The organism is Streptomyces sp. NPDC006134 (assembly GCF_040628835.1).
Taxonomy (GTDB): Bacteria; Actinomycetota; Actinomycetes; order Streptomycetales; family Streptomycetaceae; genus Streptomyces.
Genome location: NZ_JBEXTV010000049.1, coordinates 18,830 through 35,701 on the forward strand (window position 1 = coordinate 18,830; position 16,872 = coordinate 35,701).

General features: G+C 72.8%; 12 protein-coding genes and 3 pseudogenes. 6 read left to right on the top strand and 9 right to left on the bottom strand.

Going from position 1 to position 16,872, the window contains the following annotated elements; translation table 11 throughout:
- Positions 1-104: 104 nt before the first annotated feature.
- Positions 105-2,099, bottom strand: coding sequence for an FAD-dependent oxidoreductase (locus tag ABZ340_RS27310; RefSeq protein ID WP_358784477.1), 1,995 nt, complete (start codon positions 2,097-2,099; stop codon positions 105-107).
- Positions 2,100-2,408: 309 nt separating this feature from the next.
- Between ABZ340_RS27310 and ABZ340_RS27315 the strand changes: the two genes are divergently transcribed.
- The 3 genes from ABZ340_RS27315 (at position 2,409) to ABZ340_RS27325 (ending at position 7,076) form a co-directional block, all read left to right on the top strand.
- Positions 2,409-4,307, top strand: coding sequence for an NAD-binding lipoprotein (locus tag ABZ340_RS27315; RefSeq protein WP_358784478.1), 1,899 nt, complete (start codon positions 2,409-2,411; stop codon positions 4,305-4,307).
- A 574-nt stretch (positions 4,308-4,881) separates the two neighbouring features.
- Positions 4,882-5,397 (top strand): lytic polysaccharide monooxygenase auxiliary activity family 9 protein, encoded by a 516-nt coding sequence (locus tag ABZ340_RS27320; RefSeq protein WP_358784479.1) that lies wholly within the window; start codon positions 4,882-4,884, stop codon positions 5,395-5,397.
- 905 nt (positions 5,398-6,302) lie between these two features.
- Positions 6,303-7,076 (top strand): calcium-binding protein, encoded by a 774-nt coding sequence (locus ABZ340_RS27325; RefSeq protein ID WP_358784480.1) that lies wholly within the window; start codon positions 6,303-6,305, stop codon positions 7,074-7,076.
- A gap of 57 nt (positions 7,077-7,133) precedes the next feature.
- On the opposite strand, the gene ABZ340_RS27330 is transcribed toward ABZ340_RS27325, so the two are convergent.
- The 7 genes from ABZ340_RS27330 to ABZ340_RS27360 form a co-directional block, all read right to left on the bottom strand.
- Complete coding sequence (locus ABZ340_RS27330; RefSeq protein ID WP_358784481.1) at positions 7,134-7,421, bottom strand: hypothetical protein; 288 nt, start codon at positions 7,419-7,421, stop codon at positions 7,134-7,136.
- Between the two features lie 238 nt (positions 7,422-7,659).
- A complete protein-coding gene (locus tag ABZ340_RS27335; RefSeq protein WP_358784482.1) occupies positions 7,660-7,962 on the bottom strand; it encodes a hypothetical protein in 303 nt (100 codons plus the stop codon).
- A gap of 7 nt (positions 7,963-7,969) precedes the next feature.
- A complete protein-coding gene (locus ABZ340_RS27340) occupies positions 7,970-8,314 on the bottom strand; it encodes an FAD-dependent monooxygenase (protein WP_358784483.1) in 345 nt (114 codons plus the stop codon).
- A gap of 373 nt (positions 8,315-8,687) precedes the next feature.
- The gene (locus ABZ340_RS27345) at positions 8,688-9,329 is read right to left on the bottom strand and encodes a LysE family translocator (RefSeq protein ID WP_358784484.1); all 642 of its coding nucleotides are present in this window, start codon (positions 9,327-9,329) and stop codon (positions 8,688-8,690) included.
- A gap of 6 nt (positions 9,330-9,335) precedes the next feature.
- Complete coding sequence (locus tag ABZ340_RS27350) at positions 9,336-9,881, bottom strand: pyridoxamine 5'-phosphate oxidase family protein (RefSeq protein ID WP_358784485.1); 546 nt, start codon at positions 9,879-9,881, stop codon at positions 9,336-9,338.
- Between the two features lie 101 nt (positions 9,882-9,982).
- The gene (locus tag ABZ340_RS27355) at positions 9,983-11,329 is read right to left on the bottom strand and encodes an SUMF1/EgtB/PvdO family nonheme iron enzyme (RefSeq protein WP_358784486.1); all 1,347 of its coding nucleotides are present in this window, start codon (positions 11,327-11,329) and stop codon (positions 9,983-9,985) included.
- Positions 11,330-11,727: 398 nt separating this feature from the next.
- The gene (locus ABZ340_RS27360; RefSeq protein ID WP_358784487.1) at positions 11,728-12,399 is read right to left on the bottom strand and encodes a hypothetical protein; all 672 of its coding nucleotides are present in this window, start codon (positions 12,397-12,399) and stop codon (positions 11,728-11,730) included.
- 134 nt (positions 12,400-12,533) lie between these two features.
- Here ABZ340_RS27360 and ABZ340_RS27365 point away from each other — a divergent pair.
- From ABZ340_RS27365 to ABZ340_RS27375, 3 genes and pseudogenes are all read left to right on the top strand, one after another.
- Positions 12,534-13,214, top strand: a pseudogene (locus ABZ340_RS27365) (family 78 glycoside hydrolase catalytic domain); the annotation flags it as partial.
- 48 nt (positions 13,215-13,262) lie between these two features.
- Positions 13,263-14,495, top strand: a pseudogene (locus ABZ340_RS27370) (family 1 glycosylhydrolase); the annotation flags it as partial.
- A 1,152-nt stretch (positions 14,496-15,647) separates the two neighbouring features.
- Positions 15,648-16,244: a hypothetical protein gene (locus tag ABZ340_RS27375; protein WP_358784488.1), complete on the top strand. Its 597-nt coding sequence runs from the start codon at positions 15,648-15,650 to the stop codon at positions 16,242-16,244.
- A gap of 337 nt (positions 16,245-16,581) precedes the next feature.
- Here the strand turns inward: ABZ340_RS27375 and ABZ340_RS27380 are convergent.
- Positions 16,582-16,695 (bottom strand): annotated as a pseudogene (locus ABZ340_RS27380) (IS5/IS1182 family transposase); the annotation flags it as partial.
- Between the last annotated feature and the right edge of the window lie 177 nt (positions 16,696-16,872).

The following is a 16,872-nucleotide window of genomic DNA, read 5'->3' on the forward strand; positions in this document are numbered from 1 at the left end:
CCGCCGGGGCAGGGTCTTCCGTGCTGCCCCGGCGCTCCCTCGGCCCGCTCCGGCAGCGGCCGTCGTGCCCCACGCACAGGCCGTCGCCAAGCGGACCGCGCGTCTCATGTGGTGTGGATCTCCAAGGCGGTGCGCACGGCGGACTCCACGGCTCCCTCGATCCACGCCGGCTTGACGGACGTGTGGTCCCCGGCGAAGTGCAACGGCCCTTCCCGCACGGGGATGGCGGGCAGCAGCTCCGTGTGCTGTCCGGGCAGGAGCACGGACGCCTCCCCGTAGGCGTAGGGGTCGCGCAGCCAGCTCTGGGTGCGGCCCGCGCCGGTGTAGAAGACCTCGATGCGCTGACCGTAGACCTGCTGGAGGCCGCACAGGGCGTGCGGGTACCGCGCGTCGTCGTCCAGGGAGTCCCAGCGCGAAGCGTCGTCCGCCCAGGTGTAGGAGGCCAGGACCACACCCCCCGCGCTGCCCGCGACCGGATGGGACGGGTGGAACATGAACCGGTTGGCGTTGTCCGACACCGAGCCGCCGCCCACCACGTCGACCGCCTCCGGCTGGTCGCGCGCGATCGAGCGGTTGGCGGCGTAGTGGGTGCGCTGACCGGGCGTGATGTACCCGTCGGGCACCGAGGGGTGCGCGCCGAGCAGGCTGCCGTCCGCGGCGGCCCGGCCGGTGCGGTAGGCGTCGTACAGACCCGGGTCGATACGGTTCAGCTCACGCTTCCAGTCGGCCTCGTCGAACTCCCACCAACGGCGGCTGAACTCCAGCAGCACCTTGGTCGCGCTGTCGTAGTGCAGCTCGCAGACCGCCCGGCGCTTGCCGTACGACAGGGGCGGGTCGATCTGCACGTGACGCAGTCCGGAGAACGGCACCGTGACCACGGCGGCGTCCGCGGTGAACTGCTCGCGTACGACGGGACCGCCGCGGCCCTCCGACACGGTGTCCACCCACACGTGCGGGCCCTTGCCCCGGACGTGCCCGGAGTCCGGCGACGGACGGTCCGGGTGGTGGTACTCGATGCGCGTGACACGGCGGTCGAACCGCACGTCCTTGCGTACGCGTTCCAGCAGGGCGTCCGGCAGTACGGCCGTGCCGCCCTCCAGCTCGTAGAAGGGCGTGTCGGGGCTGATGAGGGAGGAGCCGATGAAGCTGTGGATGAAGGACAGGGGGAGGCGGGAGGTGAGGTTCTCCAGGGTGCCGATCAGGTCGACGGTCCGCTCGTCGAGGCCGGCGTGCTCGGTCAGGAAGCGGAACATCGACCAGTCACCGAACCGCTGCACCACGCGGGCCCAGCCCCGCAGCCGCTCGGGGAGCGGCTTGTCGACGCGCTTGCCGTCACGGTCGACGTAACTGAACTCGTCGCGCACCGGGTCCAGCGCGGAGCGCAGGATGGTGGCGGCGGGGGTGTCCCAGTAAGCCCGGGGGACACCGAACGACCGGTTCACGCGCCGGGGCGCGCGGGCGTAGTCGGCGCGCCGCACGCGGATGCCGTTGACGTGGATCCAGGTGCGGTGGGCGGGACGCCCCTCGCTGTCGACGTCGACATAGTGGAAACGCCGCTTCTTCAAGCCGAACTGGTCGATCAGCTCCATCACCAGGGGATGGCTGCCCGGGATGCGCATCGCGCCCGCTTCGGCGTACTGGCGGGGGTCGGCGAAGGGCTGCTCGGCGCGCTCGTGGCCACCGCTCCGGAAGGTCTTGACGCGTCCGCCCGCCCGGTTGCCGTTGGCCTCCAGCACCGTCACCCGGTGGCCTGCCCTCCTCAGCAGCCAGGCGGCCACCAGGCCGGCCGGGCCGGCGCCGATGACCAGGACGTTCTTGGGCCGTGTCCGTCGCTGAGCCGGCAGTCCCTTTTGGAGGACGCTCTGGTAACGCGGGACGAGGGGGCGGTCGTCGGAGTCCAGGACGAGCAGTGCGCGGGCGACGGCCAGGCACCGGTCGAAGTCGGCACCGCGGGTGTCGCTCGGGGCGGCCGGTACGGGCAGAGCCGCGGCGACACCGCCGGTCAGGGCCGTGGCCACCGTGGCCGTGCCGGCCACCGCCGCGAAGCCTCTCCGGGAGAAACCGCCTTCTGGACGCGCCACCGCGTGATCTTCAGTCATGGCGGCCTTTGTACCGGCGGCCGTGGCCGGACGTCCGCCCTTCCCTCCGGCGTTGACTCGAAGGAGCTAAGCGGGGGCGGACCCTGACGGCACAGGGGATCCACCGACGTGAACCGATCGGAAAACCCGAAGGGATGAACGCGGCGCGAAACCCGTATGACGTGGCGGCCGATCCTCCACACTGCGACGACACGCGCGTCCACATCCGTGCTCTCCGGCGGGCCTGCGCGGCGCATCGCGTACGCGGCGCCGACAGGGCCTCGCGGGAGCGCGAGGTGAGGGAGGGGAGGCGACGGAGGGAGGGGGAGGATGGCGCAGCGGCGTACTCCGTTCGGTGACAGAGCCCGCTACTGGTTCGACAGCACGCTGGCCCGCGGTGCCGCCGCCCTCGTCGGCTGGATGGCGCTGCTGTGCCTGGCCGTCGTCGTCCCGGCCAGTGCGGTGCTGGTGTGGACCGACCCCGACGCGCCGGCGTCCCTGACGGACCGGCTGGCGCGGGTGTGGCGCCTCACCGGGGAGACGCTGCGGCTGGGCGGTGCGACGGGTACACCGCTGCGGGTGACGATGTCGGTGCTGCTCGCACTGGTCACTCTGCTGTACGTCTCGACGCTCGTCGGCCTGATCACGACGGCGCTCACGGAGCGGCTCACCGCGTTGCGGCGGGGCCGTTCCACCGTGCTCGAACAGGGACACGCCGTGGTCCTGGGGTGGTCGGAGCAGGTCTTCACGGTGGTGAGCGAGCTGGTGGCCGCCAACGCCAACCAGCGGCGCGGCGCGGTGGCGGTGCTGGCCGACCGGGACAAGACCCTCATGGAGGAGGCTCTGAGCACGAAGGTGGGCGCCACCGGCCGTACGCGGCTGATCTGCCGCAGCGGCCCCACCACCGACCCGGCCGTGCTCGCTCTGACGAGCCCGGCCACGGCCGGTGTCGTGCTGATCCTGCCGCACGACGAGCCCGACGCCGATGCCGAGGTGGTCAAGACACTGCTGGCGCTCAGGGCGGCCCTGGCCGGGGAGCGGAACCGTCCGCCCGTCGTCGCCGCCGTCCGGGACGACCGGTACCGCCTGGCCGCATGCCTCGCCGCCGGACCGGGCGGCATCGTCCTGGAGAGTGACACCGTCACCGCCCGGCTGATCGTCCAGGCCGCCCGCCGCCCCGGGCTCTCCCTCGTCCACCAGGAGCTCCTCGACTTCGCCGGTGACGAGTTCTACCTGATCACCGAGCCGGCCCTGGCCGGCCGCCCGTTCGGCGAGGCGCTGTTGTCCTACCCGACGTCGAGCGTGGTCGGGCTGGTGCGAGGAGACACCGCCCTGCTCAACCCGCCGCCAAGGACGCCGATCGCTCCGGACGACCTGCTCGTCGTCATCTCCCGTGACGACGACACGGCCCGGCTGGGCGACTGCGCGGAGCTGGTCGAGGAGGCGGCGATGGCGTCCGGCCCTTCGACGCCCGCGCGGGCGGAGCGGGTTCTCCTGCTGGGCTGGAATCGCCGGGCACCGCTCATAGTCGACCAGCTGCGGCGCCGCGCCCGGCCCGGATCGGCCGTCGACGTGGTGGCGGAGCGGGGCGAGGCGACGGCCCGGCAGGTGAACGAGGCCGACGCGAACAGCGGCACCGGTCTGCGCCTGACACTGCACCACGGGGACGTCACCCGTCCCGAGACCCTGCGGCGTCTGGACGTCCACTCCTACGACAGCGTGATCGTGCTCGGCCGGGACCCCCGCCCCGGACAGCCGCCGGACGCCCCCGACAACCGCACGCTCGTCACTCTCCTGCTGCTGCGCCGACTGGAGGAAGCCACCGGGCGCGAACTGCCGGTCGTCACCGAACTGGTCGACGACCGCAACCGGGCGCTGGCCCCCATCGGCCCCGGAGCCGACGTGATCATCAGTGGCAAGCTCATCGGCCTGCTCATGGCACAGATATCCCAGAACCGGCACTTGGCAGGGGTGTTCGAGGAGCTGTTCTCCGCGGACGGCACCGGGGTCCGCCTGCGGCCGGCCACCGACTACGTACTGCCCGGGCGTGAGACGTCCTTCGCCACGGTGGTGGCCGCGGCACGGCATCGCGGCGACTGCGCCATCGGCTACCGAAGCCACGCCGACTCGTCGACGAGCCCCGGCTACGGCGTGCGGATCAATCCGCCCAAGGACGAGCGGCGCCGCTGGGCGGTCGAGGACGAAGTGGTCGTCATCGGCAGGGACTGACGGACGGTTTCGGCGAGGAGGTGCGGACCTTCCTTCGGGCGTACCGGACCAGGTAGGGCCGGGGCCGCAGGAAAGAAGGGCAGGGGCCGGTCCGGGATCCCCGGGGCCGGTCCACGGGGGGTCCGCTGCCGGTGGTCCGGCGACTGCGACGCCCGCGACCGGGTCCACGCATGTGCTGCCTCCGGGGACAGGGGCCCCCTCGCGCGAAGGTGTCCGCGAACCCCGCCGCCCCCGCCGCCCCCGGCGCAGCCGTCGCCGCGGCGGGGGCCCGGTCGGTGTCCAGGCGTTCCGCGGCCGGGAGCGGGGCGCCCGTGGCGGAGGCGGAGCCGAGGAGGGGAGCCGTGGCCTCGGGGCCGCCCGTGAGGGCATGGGCGGCGGCGAGGATCTCCACGTCCGGACCCGCCGGCAGCCGGACGCAGCGGTCGCGTCCGAGTACTGGTTTGGTCTAGACCAAGAGGGGTACGCTTCCCTCGCCACCCATGGCCGCCCTCGCGGCCGTGGAGTCGCTGCTTGACATGCTCATGCCTACCTTGCCTTCGGGTGGGCGGGCACGAACCCCCACACAGGAGTCGTCATGAAGAGCAAGAAGATGCTGGCCGCCGCCATCGGCGCGGGGATCGCCCCGCTCCTGGCCGTGAGCCTTCCGGCCGGCACCGCGAGCGCGCACGGCTACATATCCTCGCCCCCCAGCCGGCAGGCCCAGTGCGCCGCCGGCCTGGTCTCCTGCGGTTCCATCAAGTACGAGCCGCAGAGCGTCGAAGGTCCCAAGGGCCTGATGAGCTGCAGCGGAGGGAACGCCGCCTTCGCCGAGCTCGACAACGACAGCAAGGGCTGGAAGGTCACCTCGGTCAGCCGGACGACCAGCTTCAACTGGCGGCTGACGGCACGGCACGCCACCAGCACCTGGCAGTACTACGCGGGCGGCCGGAAGATCGCGGAGTTCGACGACGGTGGCGCCCGGCCGGGCGAGACCGTCACCCACCAGGTGAACTTCGGCAGCCTGACCGGCAAGCAGAAGGTGCTGGCCGTGTGGAACATCGCCGACACCGCCAACGCCTTCTACGCCTGCGTGGACGTGAACGTGAGCTGACGCGGGGCCGCACCACCCGGCCCCGGCCGGGACGGACCGGCCCTGCCGGGGCCGGCCGGTGTCCCGGTGCCCGGAGCGGGTGACGCGTCACCCGCTCCGGGCACCGGGTGCCTCCCTCTCTCCCGGCCGCCCGGTGCCCGGGAGCCTTCGGACGACCGCGTGCGAGCACGTGTGAAAGGGCGGGGTACGGCGGTGAAGAGAGTCGGCGAGCGAAGCCTGTACCCGCTCGGGGGCTCGCCCCGAAGGGAGCCGGGGACGGCGGGCGGGCCACCCGGGCGGCCCGGTCCCTGGCCGGCCGGGTCCGGCGGCGCGGCCCGGGGCTTCTCAGGGTCTGCGTGGGCGCGGTGTTTCTCTGGTTCGGCGTCCCCGAGTTCTTCCCCGCGGCTGGCCCCGCCGAAGGGGGCGCCGTGCGGGCCGCGACGAAGCTCACCTTCGGCCTGCTGCCGCCGGACGTGGTGCCTACGGATGCCGGCGGCGTCCGAGACGGCCACCGGCCTCGGCCTCGGCCTCGTCACGGGAGTGCTGCTCCGCGTGGCCCTGGTGGGGTTCTTCGCCCACATGGGCGGCGTCTTCTCCGCGCTCCTGCTGCTCCCCGAGGAGATGTGGCAGGGGGCGCGCCGGTCCTCACCCTGGAGGGCCAGTACATCATCAAGAACGTCGTCCTGGTCGCGGCCTGTCTCGTGGTGGCGGCCGACGAGTGGGGCCGGGCGGTGCCGCCGTGAGGACGTCCGGGGCGCCGGAGCGTGCCGGCCGCGGCGCGGTGGCTCGTCCCGGACTCCCCACGAGCCGCCCCCTGTTCGGGAGGGCGGTCACGAGAACGCCGCCGTCACGGCCGCCCGTCAGGTCCCCGGCAGTCATCCCACCAGCAGGCCGACCCACCGGTCGGCATATCGAGACGAGGTTCCATGAACCGACCCGGAGCCACCGCCCGCGCGGTCGCCGTGACCCTGCTCACCACCGGCCTCGCCGCCGCCCCGGCGGCTGCCGCCCCCGTCGCCCCCGGGGCGAAGGCCCGCGTCGGCGCCGACTGGGCGACCCGGTCGATCGTCTTCACCGCCGCCGCGGGACAGGCCAACGATCTCCACGTGATCCCCATGGATCTCGGCGCCGGGGTCCGGCGGATCGGCTTCCGCGACGCGGTCCCGCTCGAACCCGGCGACCACTGCGCGTACCTCGAACCCGGGGACGACACCTTCGTCGTCTGCGAACTGCCCACCGGCGGCTCCCGGCCGGACAGGATCGACATCCTCCTCGGCGACCACGACGACACGATCGTCACCAGCGACCCCGCGGTCGCCACCGTCCGCGGCGGCCCCGGCGACGACGAACTGCACGCCCACACCGCGCACACGGTGCGGGGCGACGCGGGGGACGACATGGTCATGGGGCGTGCGGTCCTGGACGGCGGCGACGGCATGGACCACCTGATGGGCGACGACGGCGGCCAGCGGCTGCGGGGTGGCCCGGGCGACGACATGATCGAGGCGTACGGCGGTGCGGACCTCGTGTACGCCGGCCCGGGTGACGACCACGCCATGGGCGGGGACGGCCGCGACGTCGTCCTCGGCGGCCCCGGTGACGACACACTGCACGGCGAGGGCGGCGACGACCTGGTCGGCGGCGGCCCCGGGAAGGACACCGTCGAAGGCGGCCCGGGCCGCGACACCGTCCTCCGGTAGGCGCGCCCCCGGGCCCCGCAGGCCCTGGCCCGCTGGAGCAGGCCCGGTTCCGCGTGGTCACCGCCCGCTTCGGCCAGGTCCCGGGAGCGCGCGGACCGGGCTGGGGCGGTGGCAGCCTGGTGCGGCCCCCGCGTCGAGGGCGCGCAGCAGCGGCAGCAGCACGTGTTCGCGGTGGATGCCGAGGTCGTAGATGCCGGCTGCGGCGATCCGCAGGGACCGTTCCCGGAAGCCGGGCAGGGTGGCTCCGGGCATCCGGAAGCCGCGGACGGCATCGGCCAGGGCGGTGACGGCGCCATCCGGATCGAGGCCCGGTACCGCCCGGCACAGGTCGCGGCAGAACAGCATGGGGAGGTTCTCGTCCGCGGCGATGCGGGCGGCCGGCTGTCCACCGAGGGGTCTCCGCAGGCCCTGCCGGTGTTGCGGTGGACCTCCCGGGCGGTCGTCTCCTGCGCGGTGACGTGGGCCGGGGGTGCGGCACGCCGGGCCGGCCGCAGGGCGACGGAGCGGGTGAGGGGAGCGGACGGCGTCCGGGGGACGGGGGCGGCGGGCGCGGGCCAGGAGGCCGAGGCAGGCGAGCGGCGGCTCAGTGTGCGGTGAGCGGTGTACCCGCCTCCGGCGGCACGGTCTCCGTACCGGCGGCGGGCCCGGTCCCGAGCGCGGCGAGGAAGCCGGCGGCGAGCGCGGCGGCGTCGTCCGGGCCGCCGGTGCCGTAGAGGTGGAAGTCGGGCCGCACCAGCACCACGTGCGCGTCCAGGTCGTCGAGCCAGGCCGCGTAGGTGCCGTCGGTGTCCTCGACGTCGTGCACCCCGCCGCCGGCCTCTCCGGCCGGCGCGTCCGCGGTACGGGAGAGAAGCACGCCGGGCCCGCCGAACACGTCGTCGGACAAACGCGGTTCACCGCCCCCGGCGCGCACCCGCCCCTGCCGGGCGAGGGTTCCGCCGTGTGCGCCGGTGTGGAGGCCGGGGCCGCGGTGGGGCCGGCGGCTTCCGGCCGGCGCTCCACTCGGCGAGCATGCGGGCGTCGCGCTCGGCGGCCTCGCGGGGATCGGTCAGGCAGATGATCCGGCCGAGGCTCATGGAGAACTCCACGAACGCGACGGCGTGCCGCAGCCGTTCGGAGCCGTAGGTGTCCAGCAGGCGGTCGTCGGCCGGGCCCCGCAGTACGGCGTCCAGTTTCCAGCCCAGGTTCATCGCGTCCCGGGCGCCCGCGCCGAGCCCCTGGCCGGCGAACGGCGGCATGAGATGCGCGGCGTCCCCCGCCGGCAGGACGCGGCCCCGGCGACACGGTCGAGGTGGAGGCCGACCGGCTCGGCCCCCTTCGCAACACCCTCGTCGGCCCGCAGGTTTGCTGAGCGCACACCACCGTGGGCACCGCCGCCGTTCCTGATCCGGCGGCGCACCGCCGCTCACGCGCCGAGCCCGGTTCGTCTCCCCCTCCCACACACAACCGCCGTCAGCCTTGAGGACTCCACCCCGCAGCCTTGAGGGCTCCACCCCGCAGCCTTGAGGACTCCACCCCGCCGAAGCATCCCGGCACCCCCCGCGATGATCCGGGAGGACGTCTTCCGCCCGGAGAACCGAGTCTCCGCCGGTCCCGGGCCGGCCGCTGTGGTCAGGACGGCGAGAGCAGGGCGGCGAACGCCCCGAGCAGCAGATAGACGACGCCACTGGAGCGGTCCAGACGGCGCTGGACGGCGGGGCTGCGGCGCAGTCTGCCCGCGAGCGCGCTGGACACGAGGGTGTAGGCGCCGTCGCTGAGGATGGCGACGACCGTGAACAGGATTCCGAAGAAGAGCAGCTGGAAGGTGGCGGGGCCGCGGTCGGTGTCCACGAACTGGGGCAGGAACGCGGTGAAGAAGATGAGACTCTTCGGGCTGAGGATGTTGACGACGAAGCCGTCCCAGAGCACCCGCGGAAGCGAGTCCCGCGTCTGCCCGGCGACGGGACCGTCGACGACGCGGTGCGCGCGTGCGGTCCACAGCTTGCACACGCCCAGCCAGACCAGATAGCCGACACCGAGGTACTTCACCACGGTGAAGGCCGTCGGCGACGCGGTGAGCAGGGTTGAGAGCCCCAGCGCCGTCAGCAGGACGTAGACCGACGTGGCGAGGTGCACGCCGACCAGGGAGACCAGGCCCGCACGGCGGCCCTGGGAGACGCTCCTGGTCACGAGGTAGACGACGACGGGTCCGGGGATCAGCAGCAGACCGATGCTCGCCGCGAGGAAGACGAGGATCGTGGAGAGAGAGGGCATGGCGGCCTACGGACGCCTTCCCGTACCGGCCGCTCCGGTGTCCCGCTGCCGGGCGACCGGGGCGGGCACGAAGGAGAGGTCGACCGTCCAGATGTCGTCCGGGACCAGCTTGGCCAGCCGGGTGCCGTAGACGGAGGGGTCCGGCCGCAACCGGAACCGGGCGTCCCAGTGGTCCTCGTCCGGCCCGGCGTATTTGGTGAGGATGCGCCGGCCCCGCTCCACGTCGAAATCGACCACGTATCCCCGCCCGTGCCCGATGACCTGGAGCGTCTCACCCGTCTCCAGATCACATGTGTCGATCACCAGCTCGATCGAGGGATCGGCCAGCAGCCGTTCGTCCAGGACGGACCAGGCACCGGTGATCATCCAGAACGCCTCCTCCTCCCAGACGAACCAGAAAGGGCGCACGACCGGCCCGTTCATCGCCAGACGTCCGACCAGCGCGCGCGAGAGGAACTTCTCGACGTCGAACTGGGCGCCGTCGAAGGACCCGAAGGTGCCGTTCTTGCGGGAAAAGCGAATGCGCCGGGCAGTGATGCTCCGGTCCACCATGGAGAAGGGCTCCGTTCGATGAGACTCGTGGCAGCGGGCGCCACGGAAAGGGCGGACGTACGAATATCGCGTATGGGGGAGGGGCGGGGAATCCGTCGCGCTCAGGAGGCGGGTGCGTCGTATACGCAGCGGAATCCCACCTCGTTGTGCCGGTCGGTGAGCAGATCCTTTCCCCGGTAGAAGGTCGTGAGGCAGACCGGTGGTGAGGTCCAGGTGCCGCCGCGCAGTACGTGGAATGCCTCCGGGCGGTTCATGAACTCCGGTCCCTTCCGCCCTTTGAAGAAGGGCGCCATGTCCGCACGGGTGAAGAAATTGGTGCGCGTGATCTCCCAGACGTTGCCCGCCATGTTCAGCGCGCCGTAGGGACTGGCGCCGTCGGGCAGCGCGTCGGCCGGCAGGACGGGATCGGGCGGCCACGTCCGGGTGGTGCGCACGAGCAGCTCCTCCAGCTCCTCCAGGTCGCGGATCTCCTCCCGCCCGTACGCGCCGAGCACGCACCGCGCCTTGCCGGCGTCCCAGGTGCTGCCCCACGGGTAGGTCCGGGCGTCGGTCCCGCGGGCGGCCTTCTCCCACTCGTCCTCCGACGGCAGCCGGCCACCCGCCCAGCGCGAGAAGGCGTAGGCGTCGTACCAGTCGACGCCGACCACCGGCAGTTCCGGAGCGTTGAAGCGGGGGTCACGCCAGTGCGCCGGTGTGTAGTCCTTGCCCAGGGGCTCGTCGGGGTGGGCGAACTCACCGCCCGGGACGGCCTCCCGGAGGAACTCGCCGTAACGGGCGTTGGTCACCGCGGTCCGGTCGATGCAGAAGGCCGGAAGGTCGACGACGCGCAGCGGGTTGTCGGTGTCGTCCATCTGGAAGGGGCCGATCTCCCGGGCGTTCGCGCCCGCGATGAAGGGGCCGGTCGGCACCGTGACCACGTCCCGGAGGTCGGGCTCGCGCCGGGCCGCCGCTATCTCGGCGTGCTTGTCGGCGAAATGCTCGTCCTCCAGGGCGCGCAGCGCGTCCGGGTCCCGGGTGCCGAAGAAGTCCCAGAGCGCCTTCTTGGTGAAGGCGGCCCCGCACCCGACCGGTTTCCTCGCGTAGGCGGGCCGGCTGAAGTTGCTCGGCCAGCCCGAGATCCTGATCATGTGCTCGACCGCTTCCGGCAGCCGGTGCTCGCCCGCGGCCTTGATGGCGGTGAAGGCCACCCAGTCGACGTCGTCGTGGGTCGCGGCGCAGATGGCCTCGCGCGCCTCGGCCTCCTTGACGAACCGGGCGGCGAGCGTCTCCACGGCGATGCGCCGCACGTTCCAGTCCCGGTGCCCTGTCGCCCAGTCGCACAGCAGGGTCAGCAGCTCCCGGCTGTCGGGGTGCGCCGCCAGCGCCGCTTCCAGCTCCCGGAGCCGTTCCGCGTAGGCGGTGTCGTCGAGGGCTGCGAGGTCCGAGGAACTCACCAGATGGTCGAACACGCGGGCTCCTGCATCGCCGTGGTGGAAAGTCTGTCATTTCAGAGCCGGGCGACCGAATTTTCCGCGCCGCCCGGCTCCGTCCTGCTCAATATCCGGCCATTACCACTTGGTGGCGGCCTCTCCCTCTTCGCGGGAGCGGATGAAGTCTTCGCTGGTCATGGCTTTCTCCTTCCGGTATTCACTGGTGGAAGCCTTGCCGTGCCTGTACGGAGCGGCTGTGAGGGATCGCGAGGGCGCCCATACAAGATCCGAAATCCCCCGGTCGGGCCGCCCGATGACAGCACAATTTAAGAGTCCTGTCGGGGGCCCGCAACGCGTTTCCGGCCAATTGCGCGGAAGGATCTTCCGTACGGCTCGGGTGCCCGGTTTCGTGAGGCCAATCGTCCTGCCTCGGTGGATCATTCATACGCAATCACCGGGATCGCCGGCGGAATACGGGAGGAAGGGGACGGGAGGTGCGTCCGTATCCGGCGCCCGGCGGGCTGCCCGTTTCGCAGCGCCCGCGCCCGTCGTTCCCCCTCCTCGGGGAGCACGCCCGGGGCGAGGCCGGGGATCCGGTACCGCTCCAGGAACGGACAGCGCCGGTGCCGGTCGGCGCCGCCGGAGGCAGCCATGACCGGGACACCCAGCGCTCCTGTGGCCTGCGGCCACTGCGGCACCGGCGCCTCGCCCGGTTCGGTCCAGGGCTCGGTGGTTCGGTCCACGGCTCGGTCCACGGGCGGCACGGTCGCGCCGAGCCGGGCCGCGAGGGTGTCCAGCGCCCCGCCGGGCGCGTTCGCGGGCCGCCGTGTGCTCGGGGCCGGTCCGCGCCAGGGCCGCGGCAACCGGGCGCTCTCGTGGGCGAACCGGGCGCTCTCGTGGGTGAGTCGTACGGCCTCGCCGGCCACGTCCAGGCCGGTGCAACCGGGCAGCACCGCCCGGCGGAAGCCGTGCCGGTCCCGGTGGAGGGCGCGGAGTCCGCGGAGTCCGTGGCCGGCGGTATCGGTGATGGGCCATCGGCCGCTGCCGGTCACCGCGGCCGGCGGATGCCCGGCGATCAGCTCGGCGACGAACCACCGGCAGGGACTCACGCCCGAGGACGGGCAGGGCGTGGCAGGCGGAGCTCACCTCGTCGCCACGTCCCTCGTCATCAGGCTGACGTACTACTGGAGACGCCGCACGGCCGGCCGTGCGGTCGGCCCGGCTCCTGGTCACGGCCCTCGGCGTGTACGAACTGGAACTCAACGGCACGGTGGTGGGCGACCACGTCCTCGCCCCCGGCTGGACGAGCTACCGCCACCGCCATCGCTACCAGACCTTCGACGTCACCGGACTGGTCCGCGAGGGCCGCAACGCCTGGGGCGCCCACCTCGCCGACGGCTGGTACCGGGGCCTGCTCGGCTTCAACGGCGGCACCCGGGCATCTACGGCGACCGCACCGGCCTCCTCGCCGAACTGCGCATCGAGTACGCCGACGGCTCCGCCGACACCGCCGCCACCGGGGGACGACTGGCGCTGGAGCCCCGGTCCCGTCCTCGCCGCCGGCCTGTACGAGGGCGAGGAGTACGACGCCCGCCGCGAGTGGACGGGATTCAGCGAACCCGGCTTCGACGACTCGGCGTGGGAGCCGGTGGAGGTCGTGGAGTCCGACACGTCCGTGCTCTTCCCGGCCGGCAGCCCGCCGGTACGCCGCACCGAGTACGTCGCACCGGTCGCCCTCACCACCTCACCGGCCGGCCGCACGATCCTCGACTTCGGCCAGAACCTCGTCGGACGGCTGCGCATCCGCGTCCGGGGCGAGGCCGGCCGCACGATCACCCTCCGCCACGCCGAGGTCCTGGAAAACGGCGAGCTGTGCACACGTCCCCTGCGGCACGCCGGCGCCACCGACCGCTACACCCTGCGCGGCGACCCGGCGGGCGAGGAAAGGGGAACCCCGCTTCACCTTCCACGGATTCCGCTACGCGGACGTCGAGGGCTGGCCCGGCGCCCCGGACCCCGCCGACGTCACCGCCGTGGTCCTCCACAGCGACCTGCGCCGCACCGGCTGGTTCTTCTGCTCGGCCCCGTCCCTGAACCGTCTGCACGAGAACGTGGTGTGGGGGATGCGCGGCAACTTCGTCGACGTACCCACCGACTGCCCCCAGCGCGACGGGCGTCTCGGCTGGACCGGCGACGTCCAGGTCTTCGCCCCCACCGCGGCCTTCCTCTACGACGTCCGCGACTTCCTGCGCTCCTGGCTGCGCGGCCTGGCCGCCGACGAACGGGGCACCCCCCGGTGTTCAGCCCCGACATCCCGGTGACCACCCCGGTGCCCCTGCCGCCCGGCAACCCGCCGATGGCCGGCTGGTGCGACGCGGCGGTCATCGTCCCCTGGGTGCTGTACGAGCGCTACGGCGACACCGGGGTGCTGCGCGCCCAGTACCCCTCCATGCGGGCGTGGGTCGATGCCGTCGACCGCATCGCCGGGCCCGGCCGCGTCTGGGGCGAGGGCTTCCAGTTCGGCGCCTGGCTGGACCCGACCGCACCGGCGGACGACCCCGGCCGGGCGATGACCTCCTCCTGCCTGGCCGCCACCGCGTACTTCGCCCGTTCCGCGCGCCTGCCGGCCCGGACCGCCGAGGTACTGGACGCCAAGCGCGCCGCCGTGTACGACCACTGGCGGCGCGAGGCACGCCACGACGACTTCGTCGGCGTGCAGAACTACGAGCGCATCGTGCACGGCCCCGACGGCGAGGTGACGGCCGACGGCGAGCTCAACGGCATGGGCACCGCCCTCGCGCCCGGCTCCCTCGCCGGCGCCGTACGGTATGCCCACGAGGTGGCGGGGGTGCCGGTCCTCGTGACCGAGCACGGCATCCAGACGCCGGACGACACCCAGCGCGCCGCCTTCGTCCCCGCCGCCGTCGAAGGACTCGTGGCCGAGGCCGGCGCGGGCACTCCCGTCCTCGGCCACTGCCACTGGACGCTCAGGGACAACTTCGAGTGGATCTTCGGGTACGGCGCTCAACTCGGCCTCCACGAGGTCGACCGCGCCACGTTCGAGCGCCGCCCGAAGCCGAGCGCGAAGGTCTACGCCGACGTGGTGCGACGCTACCGAGGCGCGCTCTCCGGCCGCCGCCCGGCCGGACCGGCCCCGCTGGGCGAGCGAACGCACGACGGCCCGGCCGCCGCCCGGCCGGCCTGATGGTGGAGCCGGGCAGGTGAACTGTCCGAATCCCTCAGCCGTTGCGGACCCGGGCGGTGAACTCCTCGGCGAGACCTGGCGGATTCGCGGCCTCGGCCCGCCGGGCGGTCGCCTCGTGGTACCCGAGCTCGTGGACGACCACAGGAACGGACCGGCCGACGGACCTCTCGATGACTCCGGTGGCGTGAAGGGTTCGGGCAAGCCGGCAGCACGCCCGGCCGAAGCGGGCCTCGATCCGGGCGGCGAGCGACCCGACGGATCCGGACTCACGCGCTCACCGCGCTGAGCGCTCCAGCACACCCCGGGGACCGGAAATCCACTGACAGGCCGTCCGGACTTGCCTCACCGCCCCAGCGCCACGAAGCCGGGCCATAGCGGCGTCACCCGCATCCGCCTGGGACTCGACGCCCCGCCGGCACCGGTCCTGCCACCACGGGACCGTGGACGCGAGACAGCGCCGGCCCGACAACTCGTAGCTGTCAACGACCGGCCTCATGCGCCGGGCTGCCTCCGCGACGTCGGTGACCGAAGGGCCCGGATCGAGGTGTTGCCGGCAGACATGAGCGATGTCGTGGATCCGCGCGCCCGGTGCAGCGAGGTCCCAGCCGATGAACGCCGCCGGACGGAGCTCGCCCCCGCACAGCTGATGGACCGTGTTCTTCGGCGGCAGATCGTTGTGACACGCGACCTCTTGGCCACCGGCCGGCGGGGTGCCGACCGCCAGGCCGTGGAACTCACGCACGAGCCGGGCGACCGCTGCCAGACTCCCGTCGGATGAGACAGCAGCAGGGTGTCGCGGCTCCCATGCCCCATGCCCCGCGAGGTGACCGAGGACTTCACGGCCCTCGTCGTCCACACGGAGATACCGCGGAGCACCACTCCAGCCACGGGCTTCGAGCAACCTCAGCAGATCACCCACGAACCTCGTGCGAGCCGAGGCCGGACGGCGCACCGTGTCCCCGACACGAACGACCGCATGGACGAAACCGCCAGGCAAGGGCGGCTCAGGCAGCCGTCCCCCCTGCACAAGGGGAAAACCTCGCACACAGCCTTCTGTGACCCTCTTCAACGGCTGTCCCGCAATCGTCCGGCGGCCGGCGTCGCGGACCGAAAGGCGCGATGTCGCGCGCGCATGGTGTGTACGGTGCCGGAGTGATCGACGCCGATGGTGCCCGGCTGGGCGCGGAGGCCGCGCGGCGGCCGGCGGAGGCGGGCTGCTGCGAGATGGCTCCGGGGATCGGCGAAGAGGAGTTCAGCCGGATCGAGACGACCTACGAGTTCGAGTTCTCCCCAGATCATCGCGCTTTTCTGGCCGTGGGGCTGCCGGTCGCCTCGCCTCCCGAGGAAGGCGCGACATGGGAGCAGCCCTGGCCCGACTGGCGCCACGCCGAACCGGACGATCTGCGCCATCGGCTGGAGTGGCCGGTGCGCGAAGTGCTGGGTGATGTCGGCCATGGCCGCTGGCACCCGGCTCTGGGGGCTCGTCCGGCAACCGATGAGGAGGCCGTGGAGGTGGCCCGGGCGGTGCTCGCCCGGGCGCCACGACTCGTTCCCGTCCACGCCCACCGTTTTCTGCCCGCCGGTCGCGGCACCTGGGGACATCCTGTCCTGTCGCTGTGGGGAACCGACATCATCTGCTACGGCCAGGATCTGGCCGACTACATCGACCGTGAATTCGGCGAGGCCGACGATGACGCGCCTTGGGCCCCACGGGCAACCGTGCCGTTCTGGAAGGATTTCCTGGACTGAGGCCGCTCCATGAGACCGAGACCGTTCCAGAGCCTCTCACAGGCGCAGTCGATCTTTATCGCGCCTGGCGGGATCACGGCCCCGGAGCCGTCTTGGACGCCTCCGTTCCCACTGCCGGCACCGTGGTACTGAGCCCCGTCGTCGCCTCTCTCCCCCCTGCCGGCCCTGGCCGCGGACAGCATCGCATGGGGAACCGGCAGCTCAGACCGGTCATGACCATGCGCCGATCGCGGTGATCGGAACGGTGCCTTCGAAGCGGACGGCGGGTTCGCCGAACCTGGTGGCGTCCGCCCCGGTCCGGTGCGGGGGACTCGAATGCCTCCCAGACGGTGGCGAACTGAGGACCGTCACCGCGCCGGCCTGCGGTGACCAGCGAAGAAAGCGGCCGTTGGCCTTGCTCGCAGGCCAGATGAATCCTGGTGGTGAAGCCTCCCCGGGACCGGCCCAGGCCGCGGCCGTCGGGCTCGGTGCGGGCTCCGCCCGGCGGTGGATACCGCAATCCACACCGAACCCAGAAGGCCCTCACCTCTTCAAGCACCCAGCACGCGTGTCACCAACGTTCCGGGACAGCACACCTGGGCGCCCTTCACCCGAGCCGCCTCCCGAAGGGTGCGACCCAGCTCGGTCA